We start from the raw sequence: 19,779 nt of genomic DNA on the forward strand, positions 1-19,779 counted from the left end.
TACGAACTTATGTATTAATAGGTATTGGGTGGTTAATTATTTAACTAATAAATTACTATAAACGGCAAATCGGGTGGTAAGCTGTGAATTCTAAATCTGTAGATATATAACCCGCTTTAACCGGCTCCACTTTCACCAGATCCGTACTCAAATATTTCTTATTACTATCACAAAGTAAAGTCACGACTACGGCATCATCCCCCATCTGTTCTTTCAGTTTGATGGCACCAATCACATTTGCTCCGGAAGAAATCCCTACGGCAAGCCCTAGTTCTTTCGCTAACTTCTGCGCCATGATAATCGAATCCCCGTCATTTGCCTGAATCACTTCATCCAGCTCATTTAAACGTACAATTTCAGGAATAAACTCATCCGAAATACCTTGAATTCTATGGCTTCCTACTTTATAACCGGTAGTCAACGTTGGACTTTCGGCAGGTTCCAGTGGATGAATCTTAATGGCTGGTTGTTTTGCTTTCAGGCATTTACCTACGCCCATTACCGTACCACCCGTTCCCACACCAGCTACAAAAGCATCCGGTGTTAAGCCCTTTAATTTCAATTGCTCCCAGATCTCCATTCCGGTGGTTTTCTCGTGTGCAGCTTCATTATGTTGGTTTTCGAACTGTCTCGGCAAGAATACACCGCCCTTTTTAGCCAGTTCTTCACACATGCTGATGCTTCCTAAAAACCCACCTTCTTCCTTGCTCACTAAAACTACCTCAGCACCCATGCTTCTGATGATGTCGATGCGCTCCTTACTCAACCAGTTCGGCATGATAATTTTCACCGGATGGCCTAAAGTACGCCCGATAGCCGCAAAAGCGATCCCGGTATTGCCACTAGTAGCTTCCACAATGGTATCTCCCGGCTTAATCGTGCAGGAATTATAGGCTTCATATAAAATATTCAAGGCCATTCTGTCCTTGATACTGCCCGTCAGGTTGTAGTGTTCGCACTTCACGTAAATCTTACCTGGTTTACCTTTATACAGGTAATGTAGCTCCAACATAGGCGTATTGCCTACCAGGTGCCATAAATGCTCGAATTTACTAGCCAGGTCGGTAGATAAACATTCTTCGGTGGTTAATTCTGCTGTTGTCATTAATTATTTATTTGGTCTGGTTTTGGCCAGGTTGCTCATAAGGCATCACAATGATCTTATTTCCTTCCACCCTAAACTGAATGGATTTCGTAAGCTCCATGATCCGGAGTACCTGGGCTAAATTCTTCATCCGCGAAACTTGTCCACCAAAACGAACATTCCGCACATCCCCCCTATATTCAACCTCTATATTATACCATCTCGAAAACTGACGCATAATACTATATATACTTTCATCATTAAACCAGAACAATCCCTGTTTCCAGTCTATCGCCGAATTCGCATCGACCTGATTCACTTTAATATCATTTGACACCAGCGATTGCTCACCCGGTTTAAGCAGAGCCGATTTGTTGGAAGGCAATTTTACTTTCACACTCCCTTCAATCAGGGTGGTTTTCACCACACCTTCATCATCATACGCATTGATGTTGAAATGTGTACCTAAAACTTCCACTTCCTGCTGCTCCGTTTGCACCTTAAAAGGCTTCTTTTTGTCCTTTGCCACTTCAAAATAAGCTTCACCGGTAAGGCTCACTAACCGGTCGTTCCCAGTAAAGGAAGAAGGGAACTTCAGGGAAGAAGCCGCATTCAGCCAAACCATCGTTCCATCGGGAAGGGCAATCTGATATTGTCCCCCTTTAGGCGTAGAAATGGTATTAAAAGCCGGTTTAACATGCGCTAAACCCTCACGTACCGTGTATAATAACCTGCCATCGGCAGTTTTTGTAATCTTTACGCCTGATTCTTTAGCGATCTCGCCATTGGCCATTTCATCCAGCTCAATATGAGAACCGTCCGATAGGGTCAGCACCGCTTTATTGCCTCCGGGAAGGATATACTCCCCTTTTTGCGCTGCCGTAAGGACCGTATCGCCCTGCAGTTTTGCCGGCATAGAACTCAGATAATAACCTCCGATTCCGATAGCAAGAACGGCAACAGCAGCTGCAGCCCAATGCATTGGCCGGAAACGTAAAACCTGAGCTTCCGCGGTTTGTAATTTAACTTGTTCATAAACCAGATCTAACTCCTCTTTTCCGGCGATAACCGGGAATTCTGTAGCAGACAGGTCTTCCGTAAATAAGCTTTCCAGTTCTTCACGATAGGTCGGATCATGCAACAAAGCCATAAGCTGTTGTTGCTCCGCTGGACTTAAACTGCCCATTCGGTAACCTGATAGAAGTGATTTAAATGTTTCTGGTGTCATTACAATTAGATAGACAGTGAAAATGAAATGTTGTGGGGGGTGTTATTTTATTTTTTTTAATTATACCTCGAAAACAGCCACAGGAGTAGCAAATGGGTATAATGATTTTCAAGAAATTTACGCAGATTCTTTAGCGCAAGGCTCATGTGTTCCCTTACCATATCGTAGGAAATATTGAGTTGCGCGGCGATTTGTTTATGGCTCAAACCCTCTTCCCTGCTCAGGATGTAGATTTGTTGCTGCCTCGGAGAAAAAGAACTGATCCCGATTTTAATCACTTTTTCCAGTTCCCGGTAGTCTACCTCATCGCCTGTAATTGCCTGATGCTGATGATCCGGTGAAATGGAATCCAAAGAATCCATAGGAAACTGACGCTGAAGATCATTGATGAGTTGGTTCCTGGAAATGGTCGTCAGCCATGCAGGAAAGCTGTTCAGGCTGGTCAATTGCTCCCGGTTCTTCCAAACTTTCACAAAAACCTCCTGAACAGCATCCTGGGCCAAAAAGGGGGATTTAAGATACTTCATGCCCATGGTATATACCTTGCCTGCATACGTATCGTATAGCAGTTTGAACGCGGATTCGTTGCCCCCTGCAACTTCTTCCAGCAGTTCCTGTTCGGTATAAATTCCGGGTTTGTTAGGAAACATAGCCTCTATAAAAAGATGTTAATAAGCGCCAATGTTAAATAATTAAAACATTAATCTTATCATCCCTGCTATAAAAAAATATCTCTTAATTCATTTCAGATCTTAAAAACCACCCCCTAAAGCACGGTAAAGTGCCACAGTAGCATGGAGTTCGGCCGTTTTAATGCTGGCCAACTCTAATTCACTTTGTAAAGCATTACTTTGAGCGGTAATCACCTCTAAATAATTTGCCATGCCGTTATTGAACAGTAAACCTGCATTTTTAACCGCCTGTTTTAAGGTATTTACCCTCCTTTGAGCGATAGCTTCCTGCTGTTTTAGTTTTTCAATGGCGATCAGCTCATCAGAAACCTCTCCTACAGCCGTTAAAACCGACTGTCTGAATTGAAGCACCGCTTTTTCTCTTTCGATCTTTTCCAGCTCAAATTGGGTTCTCAATTGTTTGCGCTGAAATAGAGGTTGAGTTACACCACCTGCCACTACACCAAACAAGGAAGCCGGTATATTGAACCAGTTACTGGCTTTAAAAGCATTTAAACCCGCAGTTGCGCTGATGTTTAAAGATGGATACATACTCGCTTTAGCCACACCAACCCGGGCATTCGCCAGATCAAGAGCAAGCTCCGCAGAACGTACATCCGGTCTTTGCGCCAACAATGCCGCAGGGATTCCTGCCGATAATTGCGTTGGGAATCTAGCCTGATCCAGACTTCCCTGGCGGATAATCGCGGCAGGAAGCTGTCCGGCAAGCATGCTCAATGCATTTTCCTGGATGTTGATGTTTTGTTCTAATGAAGGAATCAACTGAGCGGCAACCAATTGCTGCGCTTCGGCCTGTTGAATGGCCAGTGAACTCACCTGTCCGGCATCAAACTGCATCTTAATCATCGTTAAAGTACTGTCGTTCAGTGCAACATTTCTTTTAGCAATAGACATTTGAGTGTCCAGCATCAATAAGCGGTAATATCCTTGCGCCACGTTTGCGATCAGTCTCATTTGAACCGCTTTCCTCGCTTCTGCGCTTTGCAGGTAAGTCGCTAATGCTGCTTTCTTCTGACTACCGATCTTTCCCCAGATGTCTGCTTCCCAGCTCAATCCAAGGTTTGCATTGAAATCTTCAATGTGTTTGGTGCCTAAAAACTGACCAGCACTCAGGCCATTCAAACTATTATCAGAAGGTCTGCTGCTGTTGGCCGTAATGTTCAGGTTAAGCTCTGGCAAGTTGCCCAGCTTCGACTGTCGGAACAATAATTCAGCAGCAGTCATGTTTTTCATTGCGATTTGTAAATCGTAATTTCTCAGTAAAGCCGTATCTATCAGATTACCTAAGGTAGGATCTGTAAAAAACTGTTTTACTGATAGTTTAGCGATACTATTCTCGCTATCTACCTCAGCATTCCTGAAAGTTTGAGGGATGCTTGCAACAGGTACAATGATGTCTTTTGAAACTTTACAGCCTCCCAGAAATATCAGGAGCATCAGTGCTGTGAGTTTATTTATAGGTGTTTTCATTTGAGTTCTATTGTCCTGAAAGATTAAGAGTAAATTATTTCCGTATCTGGTTTAACGCTTACCCCCGACTTCATTTCTTCGGCCAATGGAGGTTTTCCGCTTACCTTTTCCTGTAAGTACTGGAAGATGACAAACAATACCGGAATGATGAATAGCCCTAGTATTACACCAGAAATCATTCCTCCGGCAGCACCGATACTGATCGAATGGTTACCCATTGCAGATGGACCGGTTGCGCTCATCATCGGAATCAATCCTACGATAAAGGCCAGTGAAGTCATGATAATCGGTCTCAAACGTAGTTTAGCGGCTTCTAAAGCAGCTGAAACCAGGGTTTTTCCTGCTTTCCTACGCTGAACGGCATATTCTACAATCAGAATTGCATTCTTTGCCAGCAAGCCAATCAACATCACCAAAGCCACCTGAACATAAATATTGTTCTCAATTCCGGTAAGGCCAATCGCCACAAATACGCCGAATACACCGGCAGGAATAGAAAGCACCACTGCTAAAGGCAGGATATAACTCTCATATTGAGCGGCTAACAGGAAGTAAACGAAGATCAGACATAACATAAAGATGATCGTCGATTGTCCACCCGAAGAAATCTCTTCTTTGGTTAAACCTGAGAACTCAAATGAATAACCAGAAGGAAGGTGTTTTTTCGCCACTTCTTCCACTGCTTTAATCGCATCGCCGGAACTATAACCTGGTTTAGCAATGGCATTTACACCAATTGAGTTAAATAGATTATACCTTGATGCCGTTTCCGGACCATACACCCTGGATAAGGTAGCCACCGTATTGATCGGCACCATTTCTCCTTGTTTATTTTTCACATAAACCGCATCCATGGCAGAAGCATCCGCACGATCCGCAATATCTGCCTGCACCATTACGCGGTAATATTTACCGAAACGGTTGAAATCTGAAGCCTGTGCACTACCAAAATACGCTTGCATCGTTTGCAGCACGTCTTTCACATTGATACCCAACTGCTCCGCTTTCTCCTCATCAATTTTCAATTCAAATTGTGGGTAATCTGCTTTAAAGGTGGTAAAGGCAATAGCAATCTCCTTACGTTTCATCAATTCACCGATGAAGTTATAGCCGATGCCTGCAAATTTATCCAGCTTTCCACCGGTTTTATCTTGTAATACCAGATCCAATCCGTCCACATTACTGAAACCCGGAACTGTTGGGAAAGTAAAGACAAAGAAGTTGGCACCTTTTATACTACCCAGTTTTGCTCTGATATCATTCATGATATCATTGATATTTTTCAATTTACCACGCTCCTCTGTAGGTTTAAGCAGCACGAAAGCCACACCTGCCGAAGGACTGGTACTTTGAGTCATGATATTGAAACCAGAAAGCACATTCAGCAATCGGTTAGATTCTAAAGGCATCAGGATTTTTTCTGCCTCTTTTAAGGCGATCGTGGTACGTTCTAAAGAAGCACCTGCTGGCATCGACAACGCAATGGCAATAAAGCCCTGATCTTCCGAAGGAATAAATCCGGTTGGCGTTCTCTTCACCATCCATACCGTAGAAAGTGTGATCAGCAATAGTCCAAGTAGTCCAACCCACTTAAAGCGAATCAGGAACCTAAGACTACCAATATATTTATTAGTCAAGCTGTTAAAGCCAGTATTGAATCCTAAAAAGAAACGTTCTGAAAAGGTTTTCTTAACTGCTCCTTTTTGATTCGCATGGTTGTCTTTTAAAAACAAAGCACATAAAGCCGGACTTAAAGTCAAGGCATTAACCGCTGAAATCACAATGGCAATCGCCAGGGTAAAAGCGAACTGTCTATAAAATACACCCGTTGAGCCTTCCATAAAACCAACCGGTAAAAACACAGCCGACATTACCAGAGTGATCGAAATAATGGCTCCTGTAATTTCCTGCATGGCCGAAGCTGTTGCTTCTTTTGGAGGCAAATGTTGTTGCTCCATCTTCGCATGGACGGCCTCTACCACTACAATCGCATCATCTACCACAATACCAATGGCCAGAATCAAGGCAAATAAAGTCAGTAAGTTGATCGAGAAACCAAATAACTGCATAAAGAAAAACGTTCCTATAATTGCCACCGGAACAGCAATCGCCGGAATCAACGTAGAGCGGAAATCCTGTAAGAAGATAAACACCACGATAAATACCAGGATAAAAGCTTCAATCAAAGTATGAATCACCTGATCAATAGACTGATCTAAAGAAACTTTTGTGCTATACATCACATCATATTTTACACCTTTAGGGAAATCTTTCTCTGCTTTTTTCAGGAATTCCTGAATCTTGATCTGGATTTCATTGGCATTAGAACCTGCCAATTGCAAAATCCCAATGTCAACGCCGGGTTTTCCATTGATACGGGTGATACTTCCATAAGTATATGCGCCAAATTCAACTCTTGCCACATCCTTCAATCTCAAAATAGAGCCATCCACATTAGAACGGATCACCATATTTTCATAATCTTTGGGCTGATTCAGTTTACCTTTATACTTAATTACATATTCAAAGGCATTTTTACTGCTTTCGCCGAATTTCCCTGGAGCAGCTTCCACGTTTTTATTCTGGATGGCAGCCATCACTTCATTAGGCATCAGGTTGTAACTGGCCATTTGCGCAGGATTTAACCAGATACGCATCGAATAATCTTTACTTCCACCGAAAATACTGGCAGAACCTACCCCTGGAATCCTTTTGATCTCCGGAATTAAGTTAATCTGGGCATAATTGGCTAAGAAAGTCTGATCGTATTCGGCTTCGTTTTCCGTGTACATATCGAGTACCATGATCAAACTGTTCTGCTGTTTAGCGGTGGTAATCCCCGCCTGAACTACCTCTGCGGGCAGTTGACTGGTGGCCTGAGCTACTCTGTTCTGCACGTTTACGGCTGCCTGATCCGGGTCTGTACCCAGTTTAAAGAAAACCGTAATCACTAATGATCCATCATTACTGGCGGTAGAACTCATGTAACTCATGCCTTCCACCCCGTTGATAGACTCTTCCAGCGAAGGTGCTACAGCCCTCAATACGGTCTCCGCATTTGCCCCCGGATATAGGGCGGTTACCTGAACTGCGGGTGGCGCAATGTCAGGAAACTGTTGTAATGGTAATTTTGAAAGTCCAAGCAGCCCGAAAATCACTAATAAAATAGAGATTACTGTGGCGAGGACCGGTCTTTGTATGAATATCTTAAACATGACTGAGGTTAGTTAGCGGCAATTTTTGGTGTTTTTTCATTGGATACTTCCGGAACAATAGCATCCCCGTCTTTCAGAATTTCAAATCCTTTAGAAACGATACGGTCACCGGATTTCAATCCATCTTTAATCAGGTAGTTTGTACCACTGGTTCCGATCACTTTAATCGGTTGTTTCGCTACTTTATTGTGCTGGTCAACCGTGTATACGAAAACCTTATCCTGTACTTCAACTGTAGCAGATTGTGGAACCAGCATGGCATTCTGGTGTTCCAGACTTAGCCTTACTTTCCCGGTATTTCCAGATCTCAACAGACCCGAGGCATTAGTAAAACTTGCTCTAAGCGTGATGGAACCCGTATTCTTATCAAACTGTCCGTCGATCATATCGATTTTACCCAGTTGCGCATATACGCTATTATCAGATAAAATCAGAGATACCGGAGCCAGGTCTTTCAGTTTTCCCGCAGTAGTAGCCGATGGATATTTGGCTTTGAAGTTGATAAAATCTGCTTCACCTAAAGAAAAGTACACACGTATCTCATGTACATCAGATAAATTGGTTAATGGCATTGGATCTGTTGGCGATACTAAACTGCCTTGTTTTTTAGGTAAACGGCCAATGTATCCGCTCACAGGCGCTTTAATCAGCGTATATCCCATATTAATTTGTGCCGTTCCAACGCTTGCTTTTGCCTGTGCTACATTGGCAAGGGCAATCTGATGCGCTGTTTTGGCAGTTTTCAATTGAAAATCAGAAACCACTTTGTTTTGTACTAAAGGGATCAGCTTGTCCACTTCCAGTTGTGCATTTAATACGGCTGCTTCTGCGGCACGCTGGTTTGCTTTGGCATTGTTCAATTGTTCCATAAAAGGAAGTGCATTGATTTTGAATAAAGGTTGTCCGGCATGAACGAGCGCGCCTTCATTGACTAAAACTTGTTCCAATGCACCCGATACTTGTGGGCGGATTTCCAGATCTACCGCCCCTTGCAAGGATGCAGGGTATTCCAGGAAAGTAGTTTCCGCAGTCTGACTGATAGAAACTACAGGTAATGTCGGCGCAGGAGCGGCAATTTCAGTTGCAGGCTCGCTGGCGCATCCGAATAGAAACAGGGCTGTTGAAAGTAATAATATTGATTTCATAAGGTAATTTGAGGGGTTATTTATTAAAGACTCACTATGGTTTCCGGCCTTGCTGCCGGATGGGGGGTAATATTTCATGATGTATTTGATTTAGAGTTTGAAAAACAGATGTAAGTAATTTAACAGTGTTAAGTAGTATTGGGTAACAGGTTGATGTTTCATATATTTCTTCAATTTAGCAGGTTATATAACGGGTATAAGTCGTTTAACAGTGTTAAGTCAGTAAATACTGCCGACAATTATTCCATGATGTACCGATTTAACGGACAAATAACGGATGTAAGTGATTTAACAGTGTTAAGTAGTACTAGATAAAAAAACGGATTGAAGTTAACCCGCCTGGTATGCCTGAATATTATTGTTTATTAGTGTATTGGTACTGATGTTTTTTTTTTAATGAGGGATGCTAGCGTTGGTATTGGTATTGAGCAATGGTGCTTATTTAGCGAACCAGCTCCTGAGCTTATCAAAAATCGTTTTTTAATCGTTAACGTACTTTATAATTCCTTTAAGTGCGTCTCTAAGAATATGTTGATTCGTCATATTATCTGTTCCCTTGCGCACAAAGTTGATTGAAATCAAGCCATGAACAACAGACCAAAAGGTAAAATATTTCCTGCAAAGCAGGTCATCATCAACCGGATCAGCAGTCATCAGTTCTTTGATCGTATCACAGATGATGTTCGTTGTCGCTTCTGCTTCCGGGAATGCTTTCATCACCTCGCAACAGCTCATATCTACACCATACATCAATTGATACAATTCTTTGTATTTAAAAGCAAAGTCCCAATAAGCCATCCACATCGCCTCTAATTGATCCTGAGGCAATTCATGCTGAATCTTTGCGGCTTTTAGCTCCTGAAACAGAATGATATATCCTTTCCTGGTTAATTCGAGTAATATCCCCTCTTTATTGGCAAAATACTCATAAATAATAGGTGCGGTATATTCAATTTTATCAGCAATCTTTCTCATACTGAGCGACTGCCAACCATCTTCTTTCACGATTTCCAGTGCAGCATCCAATATATTGAGTCTTGTGTCCTCTTTTAACCGTTGTATGCGTTCTTTACTGCCCATGTTTTAGAAAATAAAATAGTGTAAATAATTTAACACTGTTAAGCAAATGTAAATAGTAGTTCTGATAATCCCATCATTAATTTGTCAAATACTAATAAACCGGCTTTAACAAAGGTTAAAAGCCGGTTTATTTTAAATGATTTCTGAAGACACCCCTTTTCAACTGAGAATTTTCAGACTATTCTTCTGCTATATGCAACCCTCATCAAAACTTCAATAGCATTGTTTAACGGATCAATTGCATAAAAGCATTGACACTTTTATTCTCAAATTCCAACGTTCCGTTTAACCTGGCAGTTCCGCTATCAATTTTTCCTGCCTTAATTTTCAATTGAGAAAAAGGTTGTAACCAACTGTTCAATAAGGGAAACAGTTCAGTGGCTCTAATTCCTTTTAAATCAGCAGCTGCCGAAAAGAAATCAGACTGCTGCCGGGCAACACTTCCGCTCCTATTTATAGGATCATTTTCCTGCGTACTCAATTGCCAGATGTCACCTTTTGTACGGCTGTATACCTGATACAGAGGGAACAGTTCCTTATTTAACCTGTTGTCTGCATGGAGACCTTTGTCAGGACTAACCGCCTTGCCCAAACCGATTACCTGTTTTGCTTCCAGATAGGTCAACAAATCCACTGTTCTGGCCGCCAGGCTCAATTTTAACTTCGGCACCTTCTGCTTTTTCAATTGAACAGTTGCCACCTTTTCAAAATCATCATTGTATTCATAAGCAATCAGGGAGTCAATTTGAGTAATAGCTGGCCCCATTTCCAGACTGGCAAAGCCAAGATAGGATTTCAACAGACTATCTGTTTGCAAAGAAACACCTTTTAAAGACAGCTCTTTAGGTATCCAGGAGCTCGTAAAACCTGCATTTACCCATACCTTTATTAAAGCATTATCCGCAAATTTAACGAATGACTGAGGTTGATCAGGAATATCCAGACCTTTGGTCGGAAAGCTACCTTCAATTACTGCAAGCCCATCTTTGAAATTCAGCTGCCCTGTATATGTTTCGCTAGTCCAGCTCAAATGACCTTTCGCTTTTTTTAAGGCAATCATTAATGGAGCTGCCTCTTCCATCCTGTTTTTTCGGTCTAAAATATCATTCAACTCTTCCAATACGGCTTCTTTCCGGAAAGAGTAAGCAATAGCAAGGGTCTTTCCATCATAAGCAACCCTGATTTTACGATCGGCAGAAGTTCCAATAGTCCTCCCCACTCCTTGTCCGGCCCCGCCTTCGGAGGGCGCTTCTGTTCCTCTTCCCTCAAAATCCCTGACTTTAAGCATCCTTTTCAACCAGGCATTTAATCCTGTCGTATCTGATAAAGCGAGACCGGAATAAAACGTACCTGGCGCTGATGTTTCCAGGGAGTACACAAAGATGTTGGCAGGTAAAGAGAAGTCCGGCCGCTGCCCTTCTTTTTCATTAGTTTTCAAATAATAGCCGGGATTGCCTGCAAAATCAATAGCCAGGGTTTTCAGTAAACCATCCACATTCAATTTATACACTACAGATGCATTTTTGGCAACTTGCTGATGATAGGAACGGGATTCCCGGAAATACAAATACCCGTAAACAGAAAACAGCAGCAATAGAATTATTGCTGCTGATATTTTTAATGTCAATTTCATGTAGATACCCTTACTTTTGAAGGTCCTCAGTGATAGTGAACAAGTATTTCAATGCGTTCTTCTGACCGGCAGGAATATCCATACTGATTTCCCCGGCAAACGTATCGTTCTTCATTGGAAATGATCTGATATAAATATCACCCAATGAACTCAATGTTTTATTGGTTTTCTCCGCTTGTGCCAGTTTACCTAATTCTTCTGCCGGAATTTTCCCAGCCAGTTTTTTAGGGCTGAAATAAGCCGCGTAATTATTTCCTAATAAGGCTTTTTTATGTTTAGTATTCACCTTTGCCTGGAAAGTATTGCTCACAATCTGCTCCATTTCCTTCGCATTGGTACTTAAAAAGATGATCCCATCTTTAATGGTAAAATACATGGCCATCGGACTCTTAGGAATAGAAATCTCATAATAGCTGTTGTTATTTTTTACCAGTTCTTTTTTCACGCCATAAGCGATCAGTTTGTCTATCAAACGGGTATCTTCTGTAGAAATCATCATCAGGAAATCCGGCAAAGTTTCTTTCTTTGTCTTCATTACCTCTTTTGTTTCGAAGTTCTCCTCATTATAATCATAAGATTTATAAGAAACCTCTTTTTGTGATAAGCCATTGAAAACGAACATCCCATCTCCTTTGATCACTTTTCCAATCGCTTCTTCATCTAATAATAAAGAAAACAAGTCCGTAGCCATGCCGATTTCATCCGAATATACCGACCCGTAGATTTTATTGATCAGTTTAGGGTATTCCTGCAAATACGCTTTGGTATCCATTGCATAAGCCATGTATCCGATCATTTGATCTTCATTTACATAGTTCAGGAATTTCTTGTTCAGCTTTCTATGGTGGACTTTCCTCATCACACTGCCCATATCCTTATTAAAGGTTATCGCCGAACTCAACTTAATAGCGGTATCTTCCAGATACAATTTTGCATTGGCCGTACCGTAACCACCCATGAAATTAACCCCTTTAAAGTAATCTAAAGGTAGGTAAGCACTGCTCAACTGTTCAACTCCGGAAATCCAGATCGTTGCTTCTGCCTTAGGATCAACACTTTTTGTGAAATCAGGATTGCTTAAAATAGAGCCTTGATGCTTTCCTGCGAAAAAATCTTCGCTCATTTTCGCAGTCCATTTTGCCAATACTGCCGCTTTCAATTTCCTATCCTGAAAGAAAGGACTAATCCCTTCATCACTTGCACTGCTTTCCGAATACGCAGTATCTACGACCGCCATGCTGCTATCCGTAGCGAAAGCTTCTGCTGCCTCAACAGCTGTAGACGCTTCCATTACATCCTCAGTCGGGTCTGCTTTAGCAACTTCAATACGCCTCTTTACAGGCTTTTTCTTATAGTTTTTTACGGCTGTTTTCTTTCCTTTCAGCTTTGATTTTTTGCCTCTGTTCTTAGCAGGTACTGATTTCTTCTTCTTAACCGGCTCCTGAACTACCGTATCCTCCTCAAAACCCACGCTGTTTACATTTTCGGCTACCTCAACGGCAACTGAATCCGCATATACAGCGTCAACACTAACTGCAGTATCACTGGTAAGCGAGATTCCAATCTCTTCCTGTACTGATAAACCAAACCGCTCCCGAACTTCCGGGCGATTGAAATAAGCCGCTTTTGCAGTAGGAAGAACAGCCAATAACATTTCCCCGTTCCAATGAACAATTTCCGTAGAATCTGCATTAAAATAAGACCTTACCTGATCTTTAATCGTGAATTGCTTGCCACGATGTGTGAAAAACTGATCTATTTTCGCTGCATCTTTAACAGGAAGCAGGAAACAATTGTAACTAACACTATCGTTTGTTTGATTGTAATAATAGAAGTCCGAAGACAAGTTGAAACCAAAATCTTCCATACCCTGGAAACGGGCACTGTGGTCCTTTGCTAGTCCATCCAATAGCTTTTTACCCAGAAAAGTCTGGTTAAACTCACTTACAGACATCAACTGTGTTAGATTCCCTCCCTTGATTGTGGCCACGGCAAGTGCGTCAGCCGGTATTTTACGGGAAAGGTCCTGGGCATTCACTGCAACTGTACCTAATAAGAAGGATCCGGCAAGTGCAGATTTAAAATAGTAATTCATGTGTTTTAAATAGGTATTGTATGTAAAATAATGTAGGTGTCATGTTGGTTAAACCAAATCATTCTTACTTCGCAAGGATGATTTGATTTGAAATATTAGTTTTCCCATTGATCAATCCCATAATCCCGGCGTTTAACATCACTGCTTTCTTTGTTTTTGACACTTTCGCTAATGGGTTTGTACTGGTTACGACTGGTTTTTCGAAGCGATAAATACTGGTATAACTCGCCTCTTTAAACACGTTTTTAACTTCCGGCTTCAGCTTATTATATTCCGTTAAGGCTTCTTTGGTATGGATATAGCGGCGTTGAAAAACACCGTTCTCTGGATTAAAGCTAAAAGAAGAATTGTTAATCGCTTTGATTTTCATCTTCTTCAGTACATTCTGACTTACATTATTGATATTGGAAATATTTTTGAAAGCAAAGCTCACTGTGGCGATATAATTCTCGAAATCGAGTGTTTTCTTTACATTACTAATCCCCGGAGAGTTTTTCAAATAGGCGACTACCTCTTCCATTTCTTGCTGGATCTTTTGTTTATTGGGTACTTTATACCCATTTACACTGTCCAAAAGCATTATTGAGGCCACTTTAGTTTTGCTGGCGCTTAAATTTACAGTTAGGTTAACCGTACCTGAGCCGTTGTTAGCCACATTTATCTCTTCAATAATCTGAAAACAGGAAGAAAACACACATAAAACCAGTATTAATAAAAAGTATCCCGCGTTTCTCTTTAGCATATCCCCTGCAAGCATAATTAAATATATAATTTCCCAAAGATATAATTTACTGGCAATAATCCCGACGATAACCGCAAATGGGATCAGGGAACACCTGATTTTCTCCCCTCCTTCCTATTTTTCATGGAAAATATTCCCTTATCTCCTCTATTAATTGCATTTTAGCCGGTATAATCAAAACCGGTATGAACAACAGTATCACATTGAGGGATATTGCAAGGGCTCTTAAACTATCTACCTCTACCATTTCCAAAGCTTTAAACGACAGCCATGAAATCGGAGAAGAGACTAAAAAGAAGATAATTGCCTATGCAACGGAACACCATTACGTGCCTAATCGGATGGCAAAAGGCCTGAAACAAGGAAAAAGCAGATCAATTGGTGTGGTAGTTTGTTCTTTAGACAATAATTTTGTGGCGCAAATGCTGGACGGGATTGATAAGATCAGTACCGATAAATCCTACCAGATCATCATCATGCAAAGCAAGGAATCCCAGAAACAGGAAATGGCTTGTATTGATTTGTTGTATTCGGGCGGAATAGATGGATTACTCATTTCCCCTGCTTGCGAAACTACCGATTTCAGCTACCTGAAGAACCTCCAGGAATCTGGTCTGCCGATGGTATTATTTGATCGCTTAACCGACCAGATCGACACCCATAAAGTGGGCGCAGACAACATTAAAGGCGCTTATGATGCCACCATGCACCTGATCGACAACGGATTTAAGCGCATTGCACACCTCAACACCAATACCAGACTCAGCATTTCCACCGACCGGTTAAACGGCTATAAACAAGCGCTTTCAGATCAAAAGATAAGTTTCAATCCAGCTTATCTCCGCTCCTGCGATTATACCGATACCCATAAGTTAAACGAAGATCTGGAAGAGGCCATTCAATATTATATGGGCTTGCCGGAACCGCCAGACGCGATTTTCACCGCTACAGATCAGATTACGACCCGCTGTCTTTCTTTGTTAAACAAACTGGGTTATAAAATACCTACGGATATTGCCTTAATCGGATTCACCAATACAGAATTGGCCGATGCGATGAACCCTGCATTGAGTACCATACATCAGCCAGCCTTTGAAATCGGACAGCTTGCTGCCGAAATGTTAATCTCCTTAATCGAGAAAAAACACAAAGAAGTCGATTTTGAAACCATCAAACTGGATACCAAAATCCTGGTTCGCGCTTCTACCCAAATGACCGCTGCTAAATAATATAAAATGAAGCTCCATACCCCCTAAGGAACCGGAGCTTCATCAAAAAGATTAGTAATTGCCGCTGATGCCTAACTCCAATCCACGTAATTCTGCCAGTCCGCGTAAACGGCCAATTGCAGAATAACCTGGATTTGTATGCTTGGCCAGGTCGTCCAGCATCTGGTGACCATGGTCAGGGCGAAAAGGAATCGGCAATGCTCTCGTCACGTTTTCCGCCACAATTGCCTTCATCACTTCATACATATTGACATCACCACCCAGGTGATCTGCTTCATAGAAATTACCTTCTTCATCCTTGGTTACATTTCTCAGGTGCAGGAAATGCACCCTAGATTTCACTGCTTCAAAAATCTCCGGAAGGTTGTTGTTTAAGCCTGCACCTAAAGAACCGGTACAAAAACAGATGCCATTGAAATCCAGATTTACACTATTAATAATGTATAACAAATCTTCCTTCGAGCTGGCGATACGCGGTAATCCCAGAATCGGGTACGGTGGATCATCCGGATGAATCGTCATCTTGATCCCTGCCGACTCACATACTTCCGAAATCCCGTTCAGGAACCAGATCAGATTTTCTTTTAAACCGGCAGTGCCGATCTCTTTATACTCATCGATACTATTCTGTAAGGCTTCCAGCTCAATTTCTTTTTCATTAGGAATGCCCATCAAGACATTAATCCGGAGTAAATCCAATTCCTCAGCCGTCATTTCTGAATGCCTCAAGCCCGCTCTTTCTCTGATTTTCTCCGGATAATCAGCGGCAGCACCTTCCCTTTTCAAAATGAAAAGATCAAATACAGCCAGGTCAGTCCAGTTAAAATAAAGCGCTTTTGAACCATCTGTCATCGTCAGATCTAACTGCGTACGCGTCCAGTCCAACACCGGCATAAAGTTATAACATACCGTTTTAATCCCACAAGAAGCCAGATTTCTCAGGGTTTCATTATAGTTCGCGAGGTATACCTCCGCATCTTTACGTCTTGTTTTTATCGCCTCATGAACGGGTACACTTTCTACCACTGCCCAATGCAAGCCCGAAGCTTCAATGATTGATTTTCTTTCCAGAATATCTGCTACCGGCCAAACTGCACCATGAGGAATGTGGTGTAAAGCCGAGACAATTCCTGTGGCTCCCGCTTGTTTTACATCGGATAAGCTCACCGGATCTGTTGGCCCGTACCAGCGCCAGGTTTGTACTAATTTATGATTCTTTTTATCCATAGTTTTATACGCCGCTATAGGCATTAAATCCACCGTCTACTAATATCGTTTCTCCATTTACAAAGGCCGAAGCATCGCTCAATAAATAGATCAATGTTCCGTTTAATTCTTCCGGGTTCCCTAATCTACCAAAAGGGGTATGATTTACAAAGCGTTGTGCACGATCTGTGTAAGAACCATCCGGATTGGTGAGCAGGGAACGGTTTTGCTCCGTTAAAAACACCCCTGGTGCAAGCGCGTTTACACGGACACGATCTCCGTAACGTTGTGCCAGCTCTACCGCCATCCATTTCGTGTAACCTTCTATCGCGTTTTTCCCTAAGGTATAGCCTAACACCCGGGTTAATGGACGTTGTGCTGCCAAAGAAGAAATATTCACAATAGAACCTTTTCCTTTTTCTGCGATTACTCTCCCAAATACCTGTGTAGGTAATACGGTGCCAAAAAGATTCAGTTCTACCGCTTTCTGCGTATCCACGATATTGGTATCAAATATATTCTGATCCGGACCGATAGTTGCCCCTGGAATGTTACCTCCGGCAGCGTTTACCAGACCATCAATGGTCCCCCAGGCATTTAGAATTTGTGTTCTTGCGGCTATCAATGCTTTTTCATCCAGCACATCAGTGATGACTGCCATCGCCTCCCCACCGTTTATAGTGATCGCTTTAACGCGCTCATTTGCTTTTTCTTCGTTTCTACCCAGAATGGCAACTTTAGCACCGGCAGCAGCCACAGCCATGGCAAACGACTCGCCCAAAACACCGGTTGCCCCGGTAATTACAATCACCTTGTTTTCTAATGAAAACAGATCTTTGCCCTTCATACTTTAAGATTATATAGGTTAAATACTATAACCAATGTTAAGGAAATTAAACATTGAATCCGGCTGGATAGCCTTAAATATTTACGATAACGATTGCGTTTTTAGACGATCAGTGCAGGAATATGAGCAAGTCAGCCTTCCTGCTTGCAAGAATTCGGGAACCCCGGCAGCAACCCTCCCTTAAAAATTAACAGAAAAGGTATGTAAACCATCTTCAAAAGCGTAGCTCATCGCAAAGCCATAATGGTTGCAGATTTGTCTGGAAATAGCCAGACCTAAACCCATGCCTTCCGAAGCTGCCGTTTTGTTGAATCGCTCAAAAGTCCGGCCGCCATCCAGAGCCATTTCTATCCCCGTATTACTGAATATCAATTGATTGTCTGATAATAAAATGGATATACGGCCAGGTTTCACATTGTGACGAATGGCATTACTGATCAGGTTATTTAGTAGAATATCCGCGAGATACTTACTCATTAACACTTCTTTATCCATTAAATCCGTAGCAACGGTAATCTCTGCGGATTGCAACAGTTCCTGAAACTGCCTCAGTTTCTGTTCGATCAAGGGTTTCAAATGAATTGGTTCTTCATTCTTGATCATATTGTTCTCAATCTTCGCCAGTAAAAGCAAAGAATGATTAAGACGGGATAACCGCCCTACAGCCAGGTAAATATCTTCGATCAACTCCCCTTGTTTGTCGCTGAAACCCTCCGTTTGCAACAGCGTATCCAGCTTGGAATTGATCACCGCCAAAGGGGTCATCATTTCATGCGCCGCATTATCTGTAAAAGATTTCAACTCTTTATAATCTTCTTTTACCCGCTTAGACATCAGCAAAACCGCCTGATTCAGCTCTACAAACTCATCAATATTGCTCTGCTCTACCTTAACCTCGTTTTTACCGGTCAGGTTGAAAGCTTTCATTTGATCAAGAATATGATAAAATGGCTTCCATAAACTATTTAACAAGAACCGGTTGACCAGGAAAAGTGTCAGCAATAACAAGACGATAATCAGCAAACTGATCAGGAAAATAATGCGAACCAGGTCTTCTGCTTCCAGTCTGGACTTTAGCACACTCACCTCATACACCTGATCGTTCACCTTCATAAAGGTGGTCAGGCGTCTTCCCGGCTCCTTTTCATGTTCCTTTTCATTCAGGTAAACACTATTACTATAGCTCCTACCCAGGGTATCTGAGGGCTGTACCTTCCGATAAATCACCTGCTGATCATGGAAATCACCAGCCAGGGGTAGCTTATCATATTTTGCTACATAGGCCCGGATCTCCTCTTCTTCAATCCGGAGATCCCGGTCTAATTTCTCTGTGAGTATAAAGTGGATCACCACATAGTAAATTACCCCTGTTGATAACAAGACCAACAAGGACACCAATATATTTACCCGATTATACCGACTGGAAAGTTTCATATGTTTTCAAACTTATACCCCACACCATACATCGATTTGATGTAATCCTTACTCCCCGCTTCAATCAGTTTCTTACGGAGGTTTTTAATATGCGTATAGATGAAGTCGAAATCGTCCGACAAATCTATTTCATCCCCCCATAAATGTTCTGCAATGGCATTTTTAGTGACCACCTTCCGCTGATTCGAGGTAAAATAAACCAGCAGGTCAAATTCCTTCCTCGTCAGATTCAACACCCGGTCATTCACCATCACTTTCATCGCGAGGGTATCAATGCTGATTTCATTAAAGACAATCGTACTATTCCCATCAAAACTTTTTCTGCGTACAATCGCAACAACCCTGGCTTGCAGCTCAGATAAATGGAAGGGTTTCACCAGATAATCATCTGCACCGAGGTTTAAACCATCCACTTTGTCATCCAGCGAATGCCTCGCAGAAATGATCAATACCCCATCTTTCTTATTCAATTTCTTAAGCTCACGCAGAATTTCCATTCCCTCGCCACCCGGCAAAGTCAGGTCCAGCAAAATGCAATCGTATTGGTAAAGGCTGATTTTCTCCATGGCTGACTGAAAATCGACAGCCAGTTCACAGATATTTCCTTCCGCGCTAAAATAAGTAAGGATGCTTTCGCGGAGCGATTGCTCGTCTTCAATTAATAGTAATTTCATTAAAT

15 protein-coding genes are annotated in these 19,779 nt (G+C 42.0%); 1 reads left to right on the forward strand and 14 read right to left on the reverse strand.

Going from position 1 to position 19,779, the window contains the following annotated elements:
* Nucleotides 1–55 precede the first annotated feature (55 nt).
* The 10 genes from R2Q66_RS10085 to R2Q66_RS10130 form a co-directional block, all read right to left on the reverse strand.
* Nucleotides 56–1,105 carry a PLP-dependent cysteine synthase family protein gene (locus tag R2Q66_RS10085; protein WP_316748442.1) on the reverse strand — a complete coding sequence of 350 codons (1,050 nt, stop codon included), beginning with the start codon at nucleotides 1,103–1,105 and terminating at the stop codon, nucleotides 56–58.
* A 7-nt stretch (nucleotides 1,106–1,112) separates the two neighbouring features.
* Nucleotides 1,113–2,312 carry a FecR family protein gene (locus R2Q66_RS10090; protein ID WP_316748444.1) on the reverse strand — a complete coding sequence of 400 codons (1,200 nt, stop codon included), beginning with the start codon at nucleotides 2,310–2,312 and terminating at the stop codon, nucleotides 1,113–1,115.
* 56 nt (nucleotides 2,313–2,368) lie between these two features.
* The gene (locus tag R2Q66_RS10095; RefSeq protein ID WP_316748446.1) at nucleotides 2,369–2,962 is read right to left on the reverse strand and encodes an RNA polymerase sigma-70 factor; all 594 of its coding nucleotides are present in this window, start codon (nucleotides 2,960–2,962) and stop codon (nucleotides 2,369–2,371) included.
* A gap of 102 nt (nucleotides 2,963–3,064) precedes the next feature.
* Complete coding sequence (locus R2Q66_RS10100; protein ID WP_316748448.1) at nucleotides 3,065–4,474, reverse strand: efflux transporter outer membrane subunit; 1,410 nt, start codon at nucleotides 4,472–4,474, stop codon at nucleotides 3,065–3,067.
* A 23-nt stretch (nucleotides 4,475–4,497) separates the two neighbouring features.
* The gene (locus R2Q66_RS10105) at nucleotides 4,498–7,689 is read right to left on the reverse strand and encodes an efflux RND transporter permease subunit (protein ID WP_316748451.1); all 3,192 of its coding nucleotides are present in this window, start codon (nucleotides 7,687–7,689) and stop codon (nucleotides 4,498–4,500) included.
* An 8-nt stretch (nucleotides 7,690–7,697) separates the two neighbouring features.
* Nucleotides 7,698–8,834 carry an efflux RND transporter periplasmic adaptor subunit gene (locus R2Q66_RS10110; protein ID WP_316748453.1) on the reverse strand — a complete coding sequence of 379 codons (1,137 nt, stop codon included), beginning with the start codon at nucleotides 8,832–8,834 and terminating at the stop codon, nucleotides 7,698–7,700.
* A gap of 480 nt (nucleotides 8,835–9,314) precedes the next feature.
* Nucleotides 9,315–9,914: a TetR/AcrR family transcriptional regulator gene (locus R2Q66_RS10115; protein ID WP_316748455.1), complete on the reverse strand. Its 600-nt coding sequence runs from the start codon at nucleotides 9,912–9,914 to the stop codon at nucleotides 9,315–9,317.
* A gap of 226 nt (nucleotides 9,915–10,140) precedes the next feature.
* The gene (locus R2Q66_RS10120; protein WP_316748457.1) at nucleotides 10,141–11,547 is read right to left on the reverse strand and encodes a hypothetical protein; all 1,407 of its coding nucleotides are present in this window, start codon (nucleotides 11,545–11,547) and stop codon (nucleotides 10,141–10,143) included.
* A 10-nt stretch (nucleotides 11,548–11,557) separates the two neighbouring features.
* Nucleotides 11,558–13,642 (reverse strand): hypothetical protein, encoded by a 2,085-nt coding sequence (locus R2Q66_RS10125; RefSeq protein ID WP_316748459.1) that lies wholly within the window; start codon nucleotides 13,640–13,642, stop codon nucleotides 11,558–11,560.
* 64 nt (nucleotides 13,643–13,706) lie between these two features.
* Nucleotides 13,707–14,384: a hypothetical protein gene (locus R2Q66_RS10130; RefSeq protein WP_316748461.1), complete on the reverse strand. Its 678-nt coding sequence runs from the start codon at nucleotides 14,382–14,384 to the stop codon at nucleotides 13,707–13,709.
* A 185-nt stretch (nucleotides 14,385–14,569) separates the two neighbouring features.
* On the opposite strand from R2Q66_RS10130, the gene R2Q66_RS10135 reads away from it, so the two are divergent.
* Nucleotides 14,570–15,613, forward strand: coding sequence for a LacI family DNA-binding transcriptional regulator (locus R2Q66_RS10135; protein WP_316748463.1), 1,044 nt, complete (start codon nucleotides 14,570–14,572; stop codon nucleotides 15,611–15,613).
* Between the two features lie 51 nt (nucleotides 15,614–15,664).
* Here the strand turns inward: R2Q66_RS10135 and uxuA are convergent, their stop codons facing one another.
* The 4 genes from uxuA to R2Q66_RS10155 form a co-directional block, all read right to left on the reverse strand.
* On the reverse strand, nucleotides 15,665–16,840 hold the full coding sequence (gene uxuA, locus R2Q66_RS10140; protein WP_316748465.1) for a mannonate dehydratase: 1,176 nt from the start codon (nucleotides 16,838–16,840) through the stop codon (nucleotides 15,665–15,667).
* Nucleotides 16,841–16,844: 4 nt separating this feature from the next.
* Nucleotides 16,845–17,666 carry an SDR family oxidoreductase gene (locus R2Q66_RS10145; protein ID WP_316748467.1) on the reverse strand — a complete coding sequence of 274 codons (822 nt, stop codon included), beginning with the start codon at nucleotides 17,664–17,666 and terminating at the stop codon, nucleotides 16,845–16,847.
* Between the two features lie 180 nt (nucleotides 17,667–17,846).
* Nucleotides 17,847–19,100, reverse strand: a complete 1,254-nt coding sequence (locus tag R2Q66_RS10150) for a HAMP domain-containing sensor histidine kinase (RefSeq protein ID WP_316748469.1) — start codon at nucleotides 19,098–19,100, stop codon at nucleotides 17,847–17,849.
* Nucleotides 19,097–19,774, reverse strand: a complete 678-nt coding sequence (locus R2Q66_RS10155; RefSeq protein WP_316748471.1) for a response regulator transcription factor — start codon at nucleotides 19,772–19,774, stop codon at nucleotides 19,097–19,099. Before R2Q66_RS10155 ends, R2Q66_RS10150 begins: the two co-directional genes overlap by 4 nt.
* Nucleotides 19,775–19,779: the final 5 nt, after the last annotated feature.

This window comes from Pedobacter gandavensis (assembly GCF_032677645.1).
Classification (GTDB): domain Bacteria; phylum Bacteroidota; class Bacteroidia; order Sphingobacteriales; family Sphingobacteriaceae; genus Pedobacter; species Pedobacter gandavensis_A.